This is a genomic window from Virgibacillus xinjiangensis, assembly GCF_042643145.1.
In the GTDB taxonomy this organism is placed as follows: domain Bacteria; phylum Bacillota; class Bacilli; order Bacillales; family Amphibacillaceae; genus Virgibacillus_O; species Virgibacillus_O xinjiangensis.
This window is the reverse complement of the sequence record NZ_JBHRSA010000057.1, coordinates 85,511-102,631: the sequence shown is the minus strand read 5'-3', so window position 1 is coordinate 102,631 and position 17,121 is coordinate 85,511. Positions and strand designations below refer to the sequence as shown.

At 44.9% G+C, this 17,121-nt stretch carries 10 protein-coding genes; 9 read left to right on the top strand and 1 reads right to left on the bottom strand.

Annotated features, from left to right (window positions below; genetic code table 11):
• Positions 1–331 precede the first annotated feature (331 nt).
• From ACFOGI_RS15955 to cydC, 4 genes are all read left to right on the top strand, one after another.
• Entirely contained in the window at positions 332–1,684 is a 1,353-nt protein-coding gene (locus ACFOGI_RS15955) for a cytochrome ubiquinol oxidase subunit I (protein WP_390274752.1), read from the top strand.
• Positions 1,681–2,694 carry a cytochrome d ubiquinol oxidase subunit II gene (locus ACFOGI_RS15950; RefSeq protein ID WP_390274750.1) on the top strand — a complete coding sequence of 338 codons (1,014 nt, stop codon included), beginning with the start codon at positions 1,681–1,683 and terminating at the stop codon, positions 2,692–2,694. The genes ACFOGI_RS15955 and ACFOGI_RS15950 overlap by 4 nt, the downstream gene beginning before the upstream one ends.
• A gap of 117 nt (positions 2,695–2,811) precedes the next feature.
• Positions 2,812–4,545, top strand: a complete 1,734-nt coding sequence (cydD, locus tag ACFOGI_RS15945; protein WP_390274748.1) for a thiol reductant ABC exporter subunit CydD — start codon at positions 2,812–2,814, stop codon at positions 4,543–4,545.
• The gene (cydC, locus tag ACFOGI_RS15940; protein ID WP_390274746.1) at positions 4,542–6,254 is read left to right on the top strand and encodes a thiol reductant ABC exporter subunit CydC; all 1,713 of its coding nucleotides are present in this window, start codon (positions 4,542–4,544) and stop codon (positions 6,252–6,254) included. The genes cydD and cydC overlap by 4 nt, the downstream gene beginning before the upstream one ends.
• A gap of 153 nt (positions 6,255–6,407) precedes the next feature.
• Here the strand turns inward: cydC and pulA are convergent, their stop codons facing one another.
• The gene (gene pulA, locus ACFOGI_RS15935; RefSeq protein WP_390274743.1) at positions 6,408–8,522 is read right to left on the bottom strand and encodes a type I pullulanase; all 2,115 of its coding nucleotides are present in this window, start codon (positions 8,520–8,522) and stop codon (positions 6,408–6,410) included.
• A 316-nt stretch (positions 8,523–8,838) separates the two neighbouring features.
• Here pulA and glgB point away from each other — a divergent pair, with 316 nt between their 5' ends.
• From glgB to ACFOGI_RS15910, 5 genes are read left to right on the top strand one after another with little or no spacing between them, the layout of a single operon-like run.
• Entirely contained in the window at positions 8,839–10,785 is a 1,947-nt protein-coding gene (glgB, locus tag ACFOGI_RS15930) for a 1,4-alpha-glucan branching protein GlgB (protein WP_390274740.1), read from the top strand.
• A complete protein-coding gene (locus ACFOGI_RS15925; RefSeq protein ID WP_390274737.1) occupies positions 10,782–11,933 on the top strand; it encodes a glucose-1-phosphate adenylyltransferase in 1,152 nt (383 codons plus the stop codon). Before glgB ends, ACFOGI_RS15925 begins: the two co-directional genes overlap by 4 nt.
• Complete coding sequence (gene glgD, locus ACFOGI_RS15920) at positions 11,933–13,039, top strand: glucose-1-phosphate adenylyltransferase subunit GlgD (RefSeq protein WP_390274735.1); 1,107 nt, start codon at positions 11,933–11,935, stop codon at positions 13,037–13,039. The genes ACFOGI_RS15925 and glgD overlap by 1 nt, the downstream gene beginning before the upstream one ends.
• Positions 13,040–13,067: 28 nt before the next feature.
• Positions 13,068–14,492: a glycogen synthase GlgA gene (gene glgA, locus ACFOGI_RS15915; RefSeq protein WP_390274733.1), complete on the top strand. Its 1,425-nt coding sequence runs from the start codon at positions 13,068–13,070 to the stop codon at positions 14,490–14,492.
• Between the two features lie 10 nt (positions 14,493–14,502).
• Entirely contained in the window at positions 14,503–16,941 is a 2,439-nt protein-coding gene (locus ACFOGI_RS15910) for a glycogen/starch/alpha-glucan phosphorylase (protein ID WP_390274731.1), read from the top strand.
• The last annotated feature ends 180 nt before the right edge of the window (positions 16,942–17,121 follow it).

Genomic DNA, 17,121 nt, shown 5'->3' with positions numbered 1-17,121 from the left:
TTTTTCATTCTCGAGTTTCATGATTAAGGTGTTATATACCCGGAAAAAGGGTATAAATGAAGGTGTTTCATACCGCAGGAGATAGAGCAGGAAATGCAAAGCAGTGTAAATTGCTGAAATTTTGCTCCGCTGCTGTGAAGTTTCACTTTATTGTCAAAGTCTTATTAGCAAACTGTGATAAAATAGGCATACGGTAAAGAGTAAAGATGTATAGTACGATTTCTATGCTGATACACTAATATCTCCAAGCTCAGCTTGGTGGAAAACTATTGGCATATTCACTTGCTCAGTACTGAATTTGTTGAACCATATATTAGGGAGGTCAATTATTGTGGAATTCGATACAGTCATGATGAGCCGTCTTCTGACCGGAATGACGTTAGCCTTTCATATTATCTTCGCTACTATTGGCGTCGGTGTACCCTTGATGATTGCCATTGCTGAGTTCATTGGTATACGGAAAAATGACCCCCATTATTTAATGATGGCTCGGCGATGGGCAAGGGGGTTTGTGATAACCGTTGCCATTGGGGTAGTAACAGGAACGGCGATTGGCCTGCAATTGTCCCTGGTGTGGCCCAACTTTATGCAACTGGCAGGCAATGTGATTGCACTGCCGTTGTTCATGGAAGTATTCGCCTTTTTCTTTGAAGCGATTTTTCTGGGTATTTATTTGTATACATGGGATCGGTTTAAGAGTCCCTATACACACTGGGCGCTAAACATCCCAGTGGTACTTGGTGCTGGAATGTCCGCAGTATTCATCACTACGGTGAACGGTTTTATGAACCAACCGGAAGGTTTTGCAATGGAAAATGGACAGTTCGCAGCAGTGAGTCCTATCGCAGCCATGCTGAACACAGCTACTCCGACTAAAGTTTTTCATGTGCTGAGTTCAGCTTATTTGACTGCTGCAGCGTTATTAGCCGCCATTACGGCTTTTGCTATTCTCAAAAATAGAGGAAAAGCATCCGATTATCATAAAAAAGCATTGAAAGTACTGATGTCGCTAGTATTAGTCTTTGGTGTCCTCACTGCCTTGGCGGGAGATTTATCAGCCAAGTTCCTTGCTGACCATCAGCCAGAAAAACTTGCAGCAGCTGAATGGCATTTTGAGAGCGAAAAGAATGCAGATCTGGTCCTGTTCGGTTGGCTTGATGGAGAGGAACCACAGGGAGCCATCCGGATTCCAGGGGCATTGAGTTTCTTGGCATTCGGGGACTTCAATGCGGAAGTGACCGGTCTCGAGGAATTCCCGGAAGAAGAACTTCCCCCTCTCTGGGTGCACTATATGTTTGATCTGATGGTTACCATTGGAGGAGCCCTGATAGTGATTCCACTTGTCTACTTGGTTATAAGCAGGGTGAAAAAGTGGAACGAGCATAATAAGGGACTTCTCTGGTTGATTGCCGCCAGCGGGCCGATGGCATTTCTAGCTATTGAATTCGGATGGTTCTATGCAGAGGTCGGCCGTCAGCCATGGATTCTAAGGGGATACATGACAGTAGAGGAAGCGGCCACGAATTCACCTTATATCGGGCTGATGTTCTTTCTCTTCCTTGCACTGTATATTGTACTCGGTACCTTATGTGTCATTACGTTAAGGAAGCTGTTCCGTAATAATCCTGCAGAGTTGGAATTAGAGAAACACTATCCTCATCTGAAAAAGGAGGATGACCAATGAGCTATGAAATCATAGGAATATCTGTATTGTGGATTTTTCTGTACGGTTATCTGATTGTCGCTTCCGTAGATTTCGGGGCTGGTTTTTACGCTTGGTATGCCAAGGCTTCTAAAAAAGATCATATCATTAACCAGCTGATCTCCAGGTATCTGTCTCCCGTCTGGGAAATCACAAATGTCTTCTTTGTTTTTTTCTTCGTCGGCATCGTCGGTTTCTTCCCGGACACGGCCTATTATTATGGGTCGGCATTATTGGTGCCAGGTAGTATTGCGCTTGTCCTGCTGGCAATACGGGGATCTTTCTATGCCTTCGAAAATTATGGATCGAAGCAGAGTAATGTTTATATGTTTCTGTATGGAGCGACTGGTCTGCTCATCCCTGCCTCGCTTGCGGTGGCTTTAACTCTTTCGGAGGGTGGCTTTGTAATCGAAGAAGGGAATTCAGTTTCCCTGCAGTATTTAGAGTTGTTCACTAGTCCATTGTCCTGGAGCATCGTGGCGCTGGCATTAGTATCGGTGTTGTTTATCAGTGCAACATTCCTTACATTCTATGCTTCCAGAGCAAATGACAGGCCTGCGCTGAAGCTTGTCCGCAGTTATGCTTTGTTTTGGAGCACACCGACCATCATTGCAGCATTAACTGCTTTTATTTTCCTTAGTCAGCATAATGAGCGGCATTTTGAGAACATGATGGATCTATGGTGGATGCTGGGACTATCGGTTGCCTTTTTTATGGCGGCGATGTGGTTCCTCCACTCGGAGAAGTATTATGGTCTGGCGTTTATCTTCGTGATGCTGCAATTCTTCTTTGCCTTCTTTGCTTATGGAATCGGTCATTATCCGTACATCCTTGATCCATATATCACGATCCAGGATGGTTCTACCCATGAATCCATGGGACTGGCGTTGGTCATAGCCTTCATTGGCGGACTCGTTCTGCTCATACCATCCTTGATTCTTGTGTTCAAGCTATTCCTGTTTGATGCCGATTATGTCAAAGGCAAGAAGTAATCAAGACTACTTCGTATTCAACAGCCAAGAGATGGCGATGCTGTTCATGATAGCCTAAGCTCCATAATTTACTGGCTTTGTATAAAATTACCTACACTTGAGGTTAGGGGATAAAAAATGAAAGAATTGAAGAACAGACTTTCTATCCAGAGAAGAAGCATGGTATCGCTTCTTCTCTTCTCTGTATTAATAGGGCTGCTTGCCATTCTTCAAGCATATCTGCTCGTAAGCACGGTGGATCAGGTATTTCTCAAGGAAGCAGGATTTTCAGATATACTTCCCGTCCTGCTAGGATTGTTAGCTGTTCTAATGGCCAGGACGGCTGCCAGTTACTGGAATGGACGGACGGGAATCAAGATGGCCTCTAAAGTCAAAAAGGATTTTCGGAGCGAATTGTTGCAGCACTTCTCAAGGAGCAGCCCGGTTCAGTCTTCATTCGGCGGCCAGTCTGGACGAAAAGTCAGCGTAATGCTGGACGCAGTAGATGAAGTGGACAGTTATTTCAGTGAATACATCCCCCAGGTGCTCCAAGCATGCATTGTCCCGATTTTTGTGCTGGTTGCGGTGTTTACTCAACATGTGAATTCCGGGTTGATCATGTTGATCACTGCGCCGTTCATCCCCATCTTTATGATTGTTATCGGAATTCAGACGAAGAAGAAATCAGAAGAGCAGCTGGAGAAGATGGCGGCTTTTTCTGGCAAGTTCCTGGACACGCTGCAGGGGCTGACAACACTCAAATTGTTTGGAAGGGCAAAAAGGCAGAAGGAAGAAATAGAAAAAGGGAGCATCGGCTTTAGGGAAGCTACGATGGAAATCCTGAAAATTGCATTCATGAATTCATTTGCCCTTGAAGTTGTCACCATGCTCAGTATTGGTTTGGTTGCACTGGAACTGGCTATCCAGCTGATCATCTATGAAAGCATTTCATTCTTCACCGCTTTTTTAGTACTGTTGCTCGTGCCCGAGTTTTATAATTCACTGAAGGACTTGGGGAATGCTTTTCATAATGGAAAAAGCAGTATGGGAGCAGCTGCTACTATCCAGGAAGAACTGGAACAGGCGGAAGAAGGCTGCGAGTGGGGGGGTCGGAAAATAATGGGAAAAGAACCACCGGCTATAAAGCTTGAGGAGGTATCTTTCAGCTATGGTGCCGAGCGTTTTGCTCTTCAGGATATTCATGCCTATATTCCGCCGGGCAGTCAGGCTGCCATTGTTGGAAGAAGTGGTTCGGGAAAGACAACCCTTCTCCACTTGATGGCAGGCTTAGTCCCACCTGGAGACGGAAGGATCCTCGCAAATGGCCATCCTTTATCGTCCTATCAGGAACAGGAGTGGTTCAATCGATTGAGTTATATTACGCAGCATCCTTATATATTCTCGGGAACCATACGAGAGAATATAGCCATCGGAGCGAATGGAGAGCCATCCGATTCGGATATAATGCATGCTGCTGAACAGGCAGGGCTTTCCCATATGATTGAAGACTTGGAACAGGGTTATGATACACCTGTTGGTGAAGCCGGCAGGGGGTTGTCAGGTGGTGAGATGCAGCGCCTTGCCTTAGCCCGAGCCTTTTTGAAGAAGCCTTCTGTCATTCTTTTTGATGAGCCGACTACTGGCCTGGATCTGCAGACCGAACAAGTACTTCAATCTTCCATTGATAAACTAGCACGTCATGCAACCATCATTACGGTTGCCCATCGTCTCCATACGATTCAGGATGCGGATATCATCTTCTACTTGAAAAACGGTATGGTGGCTGCTTCCGGAAAGCATGAAGAATTAATGGAGGTGTCTGCCGATTACCATGCGATGGTAACTGCACACCAAGGGGGACAGCAATCATGAGTGATCTACTGAAGGTTACGAAGCTGATGTTTATGGAAAAAAAAGATATTATCATCTCTATTTTAGCTGGTTTTATAGCTGGGATAGCAGCTGTGGGCTTGTTTGCGGCAAGTGGCTATCTGATATCCAAAGCAGCACTGGCACCTCCGTTATATGCCTTGATTGTGCTGACCTCGACAGTGAAATTGCTGGGTTTTGTACGGGCCATTGCCAGATATATGGAGAGATACTTTTCACACCGTGCTACATTTACCATTCTAAGCAATCTACGGGTTGATTTCTTTAAACGCCTCGAACCACTGGCACCCGGGATTTACCAAAAGTACCGCAGTGGAGACCTGTTGGCCAGGATTGTCGGGGATGTGGAAAGCCTGCAAAATTATTTCTTGAGAGTGTTCTATCCCCCAATTGTACTGGTGATGGTGTTTCTAGCTACGATGCTGTTCACCGCCTATTATTCTGTATATGTTGCGCTTGTGCTGCTGGGGGGACTCGTCCTTACGCTGATAGTCGTCCCAGCCATATTTACTTTCCGACAAGAGAAGATCAATCAGGATGTAAGGAAAAGACGTGGTGAATTATCAACGGAAATAACGGAATTGCTCTATGGCCTCCGTGATTTGAAAATTTATCAGAAACTTGAACAAAAGGAGGAAGCTTTAAATCATTCCTCTGTAAAGTATCTGAGGAATCAGGAGAGCGAGGGCATTAACCGAATTTACAACCAGTCGGTCAACACATTCGTCTCATTATCTGTCTCCTGGCTGGTCCTAGGCTTAGGTGCGTATATGGTGGCAGAAGGCCGGCTGGAGGGAATTTTCTTGGCAATGCTGGTGATGATATCATTGACTGTTTTTGAGGACGCAGGGCCAATGGCAGTATTCCCCATCCATTTGCAGGATAGCAGAAAGGCCGCTAACCGGCTCTATTCTGTGGTGGGGAGGGACGAGGAAGTATCAGAGTCCGTCTCTGGTGAATTAGTCGTCGATCACCCACCGGCCGTTCATATGGATCATGTCTCTTTCAAATTTCCGGAGGAATGGAGGAAAGCAGTTGATGAAGTCACACTGACACTGCCGCCTGGTTCCAAGACAGCGATTGTAGGCCCCAGCGGTTCTGGAAAGTCTACAATTCTGCAGCTGCTATTAAAAATGGCTCATCCTCAACATGGTGTCATCAGCTTGAATGATACACCTGTTGATCAAATACAGCAGGAAAGCATCTGGCGTAATACCAGGGTGGTCCTACAGGAAAATCATTTATTTTATGGCACTGTCCGTGAAAATCTAATGCTGGCTGAAGAAGATTTGTCAGAGGAAAAAATGATACAAGCCCTGAAGAATGTAAAGCTGGAGGGATTTTCCCTTGATGACCATGTACAAGAAAAAGGGGATAATTTGTCGGGCGGAGAGAAACAGCGTCTTGCTATTGCAAGGGCAATGTTGAAAAGTGGGAATCTTTGGCTGCTTGATGAGCCCACCTCTTCGGTGGATGCATTGACCGAGCAGCATATCCATGAATCAATATTCAGCAAGGCTGCCGAAGATACCATTGTTCTTGTCAGCCATCGGCTCGCCGGTTTGGATAAGATGGATCAGATTATTGTCATGGAACATGGACAGATTATTGAATCGGGGACTTTTAATGAGCTGATGACACGTAAGGGTTATTTTTATCAGATGAAAGTAATAGAGAAAAACCTACTATAATATTGCCGTGGTTAGTGAAAATAGACTGAATGAGTATAGGTTTACAATAATAGTGTGAGTTGACTACGATTATTGATGGACAGATAAATTCCAAAGAGAAAGCTCGGGGCAGATTATGCTCCGAGCTTTTTAATATGCTAAAGCAACATTCGACTAAATCCGACCCCATAAGGGCTTTTTCCATACCATTAATTCATAGGGACCGATAAAGGTGAACTCCCCTTTCATTACCTTTTGTCCGTTATAACGATTGAAATCATTGGTTGCAACCAACTCCCAGCTGCCTGAAGAGGGGAGGTGTATATCATAAGAATGGTTGTCAGGGTTTACGTAGATGGCAAAATCTTCTCCATCCCCTAGGAGGGTATAACCGAATACAGGATGAGGAGTTTCGAGTATGTGCAGCCGCTTCCGTATTTCTCCGTTGGTAGTCAGCCGAAACACGGGATACTTTTTCCTCAAACCAATCAATTGCTTAACGAAATTCACATACTGATCTTCCTTCATCCTTCTCCACCAATCCAGCTGATTTACTTCATCACCGGATAGATAGCTGTTTTCATCCCCGCCTTTGCTTCTGAACCACTCCTGACCTGCATGCAGAAATGGTACTCCCTGACTCAACAATGTTAATCCGGTAGCCAATTGATGCATTTTCTTCTTTTCTGACTCTTCCTGCTCCGGATTGGTAAGGAGAAGGCGATCCCATAGGGTATGGTTATCGTGGCATTCCACATAATTAATGGTCTGAGTAGTTTCTGAGACAAATGGATCCCCGAATTCTTTCAAGGCTGAACCGGATACAAGGCTGGGCAGTTTTTCTATAAATTTACCATTTCCATTCACATAGCCTGTATCCTTTGTGTCAAACAAGCTGCCCTTCAGTATATCTCTAAAGCGATCATTGAAAAAACGAAGACCAGGGAGCTGGCTGGAATTAAAGGATGTGGCCTTTCTTTCATCTGGAAGAGCAGTTGGTAGATTCCAGCCTTCACCTAGCAGAAAAATAGACTCCCTTGCACAAAGCTGCTGAATCTGTCTCATGGTATCTATATCCATCACACCCATCAAGTCAAATCGGAAACCATCCACCTCATAGCTTCTCAGCCAGTAGTCGACCGTGTCCAAGATGAACCTCCGAGCCATTGCCCTTTCACTGGCAAAGTCGTTTCCTACACCTGTACCGTTACTACGTGACCCATCATCATGGTAGCGGAAGTAGTACCCTGGCACCAGTTTTTCAAAGGATGAAGACTCCAAATCGTACACATGGTTGAAGACGACATCCAAAATTACGCCGATACCGTGCTTATGGAAGGACTGCACCATCTCTTTACATTCTTTGACACGAGCAGTCACATCTCGGGGAGAGATGGAGTAGCTCCCTTCCGGAACCTGAAAATGCAGGGGGTCGTAGCCCCAGTTATATGATTGTTCAGGAGAAAGCTCATCAACCCGGGCAAAATCATTTACTGGCAGAAGCTGGACATGGGTGCATCCCAACTCTTTAATGTAAGCAATACCAGTCGATTGCCCAGTTTCATCAATCGCTGACGATTCTGTCAGGCCGGCAAACTTCCCCTTATGGTTTACTCCACTTGCTTCATGACTGGTTGCATCCCTAACATGCAGTTCATAGATGATGGCATCCTGAAGCTTTTCCAGCTCCGGGCGTGGGTGGTGAGCGGAAGGCTCGGTACGACTCGGATCCAGCACCACACTTTTTGAACTGTTGGGAAGTAATGCTTTAGCATAGGGATCCGTCGTTTTATTCGTTTTGCCGTTGACCTCCACTTCATATTCATAGGGCATTCCGTGCCAGTCGCCATTCATTTCCAGCTGCCATATTCCTTTGCTCTTCCTGCTCATGGCCAGTACTGTTTCACCAAAGTGCAGTTTAACGGATCGGGCGGTAGGAGCCCAGACGGCAAACAAGGTAGAAGAGGTTGTGTAACTCGCTCCTAATGGCGTCTCAGAGTCGGTATAATGCTCATCAAACCAATCAGTTCTAACAATATTGCCTGGATACACAGGCCACCGATGATCCCCCCATTCCAATTCAAGGGTCTCTCCGAGTGGGAGGGGATGAAGGAGGTTGAGGCGGATTGATGTGTGGTCTAGTCTATCTTCTGCCTCCGCTGGGAACCAATCATTTTTTTCTTTCCAATGCACCTGTGGGCGCTCTCTCTCCAGTTTGCAGACTTCTTCATCTGTAAGGATAACAGTAATGGTACGTACATCATCAATCCAGGCTGCTTGGGTATTCACAACGTTAGCTCCTTCACTGTATTAGTCTTTTCAGTATATGCTACTTTTCCTTATTAAGGTAACCGTTTGTATTCCAAAGGTGGATTTATTTATCTTTCATTCCTTCATTCATATTTTCCCTTTTAGCAAAATAACCATCTCCTGTCCTTGCTAAACGTTGAAATATAAATCCTCTGTTGTATCGACATGACGTGACAAATAGAGATGAAAGTGTCCGAAAATGTCGAAAGAATTTTCTGAAAAATAACCGTATAACCCTTGAAATGGTCTGTTGTTGTATCTATAATTTACATTATTCACACCACTTATCCTAGTAATGAGTACTGACTACAAGGGGGAAGACATCTTGCTTTATAACTTAACTGATGAGGATCTTTTCTTATTCCATCAGGGGACAAATTACCGGTGTTACAGGTTTTTAGGCTGCCACCCGCTGGAGTGGGAAGGCAGAAAAGGACACCGGTTTGCAGTATGGGCTCCTCATGCCGAGCGGGTATGTCTCGTGGGGGACTTTAACCAATGGGAGGGAAGGGACTACTATCTGGATAGAGTAACAGAATCGGGATTATGGGCTGGATTTTTCACCGGTATTTCCCCGGGTCATTCTTATAAGTACGAACTGTATACTCCGGACGGACGTGTCTTATTAAAATCCGATCCTTATGCAATCCAATCGGAATTGCGGCCTGCTACAGCCTCTGTTGTTCCTGATAGTAAAAGGTATCAATGGTCAGACCAAGCATGGCAGGAAGACCAAAGAGAATATAATCCTTATCGTTCTCCTCTTTCCATCTATGAAGTACATATGGGCTCTTGGAAAAAGAAGAGTGACGGCTCTTTTTATACGTATCGGGAACTTGCTGCTGAACTGGTACCCTACGTAAAAGAGTTAGGGTATACCCATGTGGAGCTGCTGCCTTTAGGGGAGCATCCTTTTGATTTGTCTTGGGGGTATCAAACGACCGGATATTTTTCCACCACATCCAGGTATGGATCCAGGGAGGACTTCAAGTACTTCGTGGACCAATGCCACATGGAGAACATAGGGGTCATCATGGACTGGGTACCTGGACACTTTTGTAAAGATGACTTTGGCTTGCGCCAATTTGATGGGGAGCCTTTGTATGAGTATGCCGATCCGGCTAAGAGTGAGAAGAAGACCTGGGGCACCCTGGCTTTTGATTTTGGAAGGCCGGAAGTACAGTGCTTCTTGATTTCCAATGCCCATTTTTGGATGGAAGAATACCATATTGATGGATTGAGGGTAGATGCAGTGGCAAGCATGCTGTATCTCAATTTCGACCGCAGCGATGAAGATGAATGCGTTTATAACTCCTATGGGGGAGAGGAAAATCTGGAGGCGTTCGCCTTTATAAAAAAACTGAATGAAACGGTGTTCGAATCTTATCCCCATGCTCTGATGATGGCAGAGGACAGCTCTGACTTGCCACTGGTGACCTCGCCAACATATCTTGGCGGTCTTGGATTCAATTTCAAATGGAATATGGGCTGGATGAATGACACCTTGGAATATATGGAAAAAGATCCGATTCATCGGAAATGGCACCACCAACTGTTAACTTTCTCCTACATGTACACGCATACGGAAAATTTCTTACTGCCATTGTCACATGATGAGGTGGTTCACGGGAAAAAATCGCTCCTGGATAAGATGCCGGGAGACCAATGGCAGCAGTTTGCCAACTTAAGGCTTTTATATGCCTATATGATTGCCCATCCCGGAAAAAAACTTTTATTCATGGGTGGGGAACTTGGCCAATATGCTGAATGGAAGGATAAAGAAGAAATAGATTGGCACTTGATGAATTATCCACTTCATCAGGGCATCTGGAATTTTGTAAAGGAGTTGAATCATTTCTATCGTGAACGACCCGAATTTTATGAACTGGATCATCAATCAGAGGGATTCGAGTGGATAGACCCCCATCATCCGGACCAAAGCATCATCGCTTTTTTCCGAAGAGGTCTGGAGGAATCCGATGAATTGGTAATTGTCTGCAACTTCACTCCGAATGTGCATTACGATTATAAAATAGGTGTCCGCACTCCCGGTACATACGAAGAAATCTTCAACACAGACGCGAAAGAGTACGGCGGGTCAGGCCAACTCAATGGCAGGGCCCATTATAGCTTCACGGAAAGGTGGCATGGACAGCCGCATCATATAAAGATCAAGGTGCCGCCATTGGGTATGGCGGTATTTAAGCGACAGACCGATATTTTGGAGGAGGATGAGCATTGAAAGAATGTGTTGGAATGTTGTTGGCGGGCGGAGAAGGCAAAAGACTGGGTGCATTGACCAATAATCTGGCAAAACCGGCTGTGCCGTTTGGCGGAAGGTACCGTATTATCGACTTTACGTTGAGCAATTGCTCGAATTCAAGTATTCAGACCCTGGGGGTTCTGACCCAGTATTCTCCGCTGGAACTTCACCGGCATATTGGTGACGGGAAGCCCTGGGATATGTCCAGAAGGGATGGCGGGGTGACGGTGTTATCCCCTTTTACTGCCAAGGGTGGTGGTGACTGGTATTCTGGCACGGCGGATGCAATCTATCAGAATATCCATTTTATTGATCAATATAATCCGGAGTATGTATTAGTCATCTCAGGCGACCATATCTATCAGATGGATTATACCAAAATGTTGGATGAACATAAGCAGACAGGGGCTGACGCTACCATTTCTGTGATAGAGGTCGATTGGGAGGAAGCTTCCCGCTTCGGAATCCTCAATACGACTGATCATCTGGAAATCTATGAGTTTGAAGAAAAGCCTGAATACCCAAAAAGCAATCTGGCATCCATGGGTATCTATATTTTTTCTTGGAAAAAGCTGCGCGACTATCTGATACGCGATGCACAGCTTGCTTATTCCAGCCATGACTTCGGCAAAGATATTATTCCTTCCATGCTGAATGGAGGCTGCAGGATGCAGGCGTACCGTTTTGAAGGGTACTGGAAAGACGTAGGCACCATTCAAAGTTATTGGGAGGCGAATATGGATTTGCTGACAGGAAAAGGCCTGTCCCTTAACGACAAAAATTGGAGGGTTCATACCAAGGATGCTACATCGCCACCTGAATATATCGGGACTAGAGCTGTTGTGAAAAATTCTTTGGTGAACTCTGGATGCAGGATCTATGGAAGAGTGGATAGGTCGGTTATCTTCCGTAATGTAGAAGTGCGGGAGGGAGCTGATGTCCGTGAATCCATCATCCACCCAGGAGTGAAGGTGGGAGGTAATTCCGTGCTGGAACGTGTCATCATCATGGCGGATACGGTTGTACCGGAAGGAACCTATATACGTGCGGCTGCCGATGAGGAACCGATTGTTCTTAATCAAGAGGTATTGGAAAATAGGCTCACATTGACAGGAGATGAAGCGTAATGAGCAAAATGATGGGATTAATCAATTTGGAACATGAATATCCATTATTCAATGAATTGACGTATTTCCGTAATGCGTCCTCCATTCCTTTTGGAGGACGATACCGGATGATCGATTTCACTCTCTCCAACATGGTGAATTCCGGTATTGAGGAAGTGGCTATTTTTGTGCGGAATAAATACCGCTCCTTAATGGACCATATGGGAACCGGGGAGAATTGGGATCTGGACCGCAGAAATGGTGGTTTATTCATCCTTCCACCAGATTGGAACGATCCAAATGACCAATCAAGAGGTGACTTGCAGTTCTTTCATAATAACAGGGATTATTTTCATCGGAGCAAGTCGGAATATGTACTGATAAGTGGTAGCCAGTTTATCACCAACACCGATTATCAAGAGGCTTTCCAGTTTCATTTGGATCGTCAGGCTGATGTTACGTTGATTTCCGTGGAAGTGGATACTTTGAGGGAGGAGCATGAACCCTATTTGCGTCTGGAGACGGATGATCTTAACTGGGTAAGAGGGCTTACCAATGACAAAAGGAACCCACGGATCTTTACAGGTGTTTATATTATTCATAAAGAATTACTGATGGAATTGGCGGATCATTGTATTGCTTATGACCGAGACCATTTCTTTTTGCATGGAATCAAGGAAAAACTGGATGAACTGAGGGTTCAGACTTTTGCACATCAAGGCTACAGTGCATTCGTAAACAATGTCGACAGTTATTATCAGCATAATATGAACCTGCTTGATGAGGAGAATTACCGCAACCTCTTCCATCAGCAACATATCGTACGAACGAAAGTATCCAATAATCCTCCGGTGGAATACGGGGAACAGACAAAAGTAAACCAGGCGATCATAGCCAATGGCTGTACGATTGGTGGAGAGGTGGAAAGAAGTGTGCTGTTCAGAGGTGTAAGCATCCAGCAGGGAGCGGTCGTAAGGAATTCCATCATTATGCAACGATGTATCATTGAAGATGGAGTTCATCTGGAAAATGTCATTTTGGATAAAGATGTGCACGTGAAGGCAGGGCAGAAACTGGTCGGGTCCATCGAGAAGCCGTATGTGGTGGCCAAGCGGCAGGAAATTTAAAGGAAATAAGGGAAGGAGGAGATGGTGAATGAAGAATGTCCTGTTCGTTGCTTCAGAATGTACACCTTTCATCAAAACAGGTGGGCTAGCAGATGTAATCGGCTCTCTCCCCAAGGCACTAAAACAATATGAACAATTGGACACTCGTGTCATTCTTCCTCTTTATGACGAAATTGGACAGGAATGGCATGGTAAGATGAAGCATCTTGCATCTTTTGATGTTCAATTAGGGTGGAGGAATCAGCAGACAGATGTCTATTTGCTAAAACATGAAGGTATCACCTATTACTTTATAGCGAATGACTACTATTTTACACGTAAGGGGATATATGGTTATTACGATGATGGAGAGCGGTTCATCTATTTTTCGCAAGCGGTGATTGAGGCCCTATCACATATCAATTTCAAACCGGATACCCTTCATGCACATGATTGGCAGGCAGGAATGGCGGTAGCCCTTGCCCGCATCACGAAACCAGTAGAGGGAATGTCCACTGTGTTCACCATTCATAACATCCAGTATCAGGGAGTGATGCCTATCGGTTCGTTCGAGGATTTCTTCCGGCTCTCCCGAGAGCACATAGCCGGTATGGAATGGAACGGAATGTTGAACTGTCTGAAAAGTGCTTTGTTCCATGCTGACAAAGTTACTACCGTCAGTCCTACGTATGCTGAAGAGATACAGGAGGAATATTATGGAGAGGGGCTTGCTCCAATCCTCAGGGAAAGGTCGAATGACGTGACAGGTATTTTGAACGGTATTGATCCCAAAGAATACCACCCACTGACAGACCCGTACCTGCCAGTGAATTACCGGACTTCCCGAGCGAAAAAGAAAGAGAACAAACTGGCCCTTCAGAAGACGTCTGGCCTGCCTCAGGATGAAGAAGTCCCAGTATATGTAATGGTAAGCAGGTTGGTGGAACAGAAGGGAATCCATTTAATCCAGCATATCCTGGAGGAGTTCCTTGAGGAGGAAATACAGTTTATCGTATTGGGAACGGGAGAAGAAGAGTTCGAGAATTATTTCAGATGGCTGGCGGACAGCTATCCGGACAAGGCAGCGGCAATGCTTACATTCGATGAGCAGGCCTCTCGCTTGATGTACGGCGGAGCAGACTTTTTCCTGATGCCTTCTAAATTTGAACCGTGTGGCCTTGCCCAGCTAATTGCCCTTCAATATAAAACAGTTCCCATTGTAAGGGAAACAGGGGGATTGAAAGATACAGTGACACCATATAATCGGCTTACCGGGGAAGGGACCGGTTTCAGCTTCAGCAATTATAATGCCCATGAACTCTTGCACGTCCTACGGCTGTCGTTGAATGTTTACCAAGCGGAGAATGATTGGCATCTTCTTTCACAAAATGTAAATAAAAGCCAGTTCACTTGGAAAGAGTCTGCCCGGGAATATAAGAATATGTATGATGCACTGACACCAATTTACGGATAGGAGTGGGGGAATGCAGCCATACACTGCAGATGGATTGAAAGATGAAATAGCACGAAGATTACAAGTAGATAAAGGGCAGAAGCTGGAAGAGGCCTCACCGAAAGATGTCTACTATGCACTTGCTTCCATCGTCCATGGAGAAATAATGCCATCATGGAATAAAACACAACAAAAATATAAAGATAAAAAGGCTAAGCAGGTTTATTATCTTTCCATGGAATTTTTAATCGGAAGTTTGATTAAGAGTAATTTATTGAATTGCGGGATGCTGAATCAGACGATAGAAGCATTGAGAAAAATGGGTTTTCATCCGGAGGAGATCTTTGCTCAAGAGCAAGACGCAGCTCTTGGCAATGGGGGGCTCGGAAGACTTGCTGCTTGTTTTCTTGATTCGTTGTCCTCCTTGGACTATCCCGGACATGGACACGGTATCCGGTACCGATACGGATTATTCGAGCAGCGGATCATTCATGGAAATCAAGTCGAACTTCCGGATTATTGGCTGAAGGATGCCTACCCATGGGAAAACCGTAAAGAAGAGGAAGCAATCCTTATCCATTTCCGGGGAGAAGTACATATGTTCAAAAAGAATGATGGCTCCTTGGAGTTTAAGCATGAGAACACAGATAAAGTGATGGCAGTCCCATATGACATACCTGTTGTCGGCTATCAAAACAGTACAGTAAATACGCTGAGACTCTGGAGTGCAGAACCTTACTTTCCGCCGGAAGAGAATGAGGGGCAGGAAGATGATTTTTATCATGATTTGGAACACCAGCATTCCATTGAGCAGATCACCGGCTTTCTATATCCGGATGACTCCAACATAGAGGGGAAGGAATTGAGGCTGAAGCAGCAATATTTCCTCGTTTCTTCCAGCATTCAAAATATCATCCGCCAATTCAAGGAAAATTATCAGCTTCCGCTTAGCAGGCTTCCTGAGAAAGTTGTCATCCAAATCAATGACACTCATCCATCCCTCGGCATCCCGGAAATGATGCGCGTGTTGATGGATGAGGAAAATCTTAGCTGGGATGCCGCATGGAAGGTTACCACTGGAGCCTTCGCTTATACCAATCATACGACATTAAGCGAAGCATTGGAGACATGGCCAGTTGAGATGACTGAAGGCCTTCTGCCACGGATCTATATGATCATTCATGAAATAAATGAGCGGTTCTGTCGGGATTTATGGTTTAACCATAAAGAAAAGCGAGAGGAAATTCCTCAGCTTGCTGTCATTGCCGATGGCCGGGTCCATATGGCCAGGCTTGCGATCGTCGGCAGTTTCAGCGTGAATGGAGTTGCCAGAATCCATACAGAGATATTGAAGAATCAGGAGATGAGTGGGTTTTATTCCCTTTATCCAAAGAAGTTCAATAATAAAACAAACGGTATTACCCACCGACGCTGGCTTCTTCAGGCCAATCCAGGTCTCGCAGGACTGATAACTGACGTAATCGGGCCTAATTGGATCAGAAGGCCGAAGCAGCTGATCAGTTTGATGAAGTATACAAAAGACCGGCCATTATTGGAGAAATTTGCGTCTGCTAAACAGCAGAATAAGCAGGCGTTGGCAAATTTCATCCATCAACGTACGGGGATAGCAGTCGACCCTCATTCCATTTTTGATGTGCAAATCAAGCGGCTGCACGAGTATAAGAGGCAGCTGTTGAACATTTTCCATGTCATCTATTTATACAATGAGTTGAAAGATAATCCCCAATTGGATGTAGTGCCGCGGACCTTCATTTTTGGGGCAAAAGCAGCCCCCAGCTATTATTTGGCAAAGGAGATCATCAAGCTGATCAATACGGTCGCTAGTATTGTCAACTATGATAAAGATGTGAAGGATAAGCTGAAAGTCATCTTCCTTGAAAACTATAATGTCAGCCTGGCGGAGAAAATCATACCAGCTGCCGATATAAGCGAACAGATTTCAACGGCCAGCAAGGAAGCCTCCGGAACAGGAAACATGAAAATGATGATGAATGGGGCTTTGACCATCGGCACCATGGATGGAGCAAATATTGAGATTCACGATTTGGTCGGAGATGACAATATGTTTATTTTCGGCTTGTCTGCAGAGCAGGTGATGGATTATTATCGGCACGGAGGGTATAGTGCTACAGACATCTATAACACGGACGACAGGGTGAAGAGGATTCTTGATCAGCTGAAATTAGGTGAATTCGGTTCCCAGGAGATTGAATTCAAAGATATTTACTATAATATCCTCTCCCATAATGATCCCTATTTTGTTCTGAAAGATTTCGAGCCGTATATGGAGGCGCATGAGATTGTAGAGCGCACGTATCGGGACACCTATTCGTGGCTGCAGAAAAGTGTCACTAACATTGCCTACTCAGGGAAGTTTTCTAGTGACCATACCATTCAACAGTACGCTACTGGTATATGGAATCTAAAGCAATTCAAAGAAAAAGAGTAAAACTCGAGAGCACCTCTGTCTGCTGAAAGTTGCAGGCAGGGGTTTTTTTGGGTAATATTGCCCCTTATGGGTATTATAATTGACATAAAAAGGCAACAAAAGATAAAATCATCAAAAAATTTGATTAATATATTGCATTTTTCGCAGGAAGATAGTATGATGTATTTCATATTAATATAT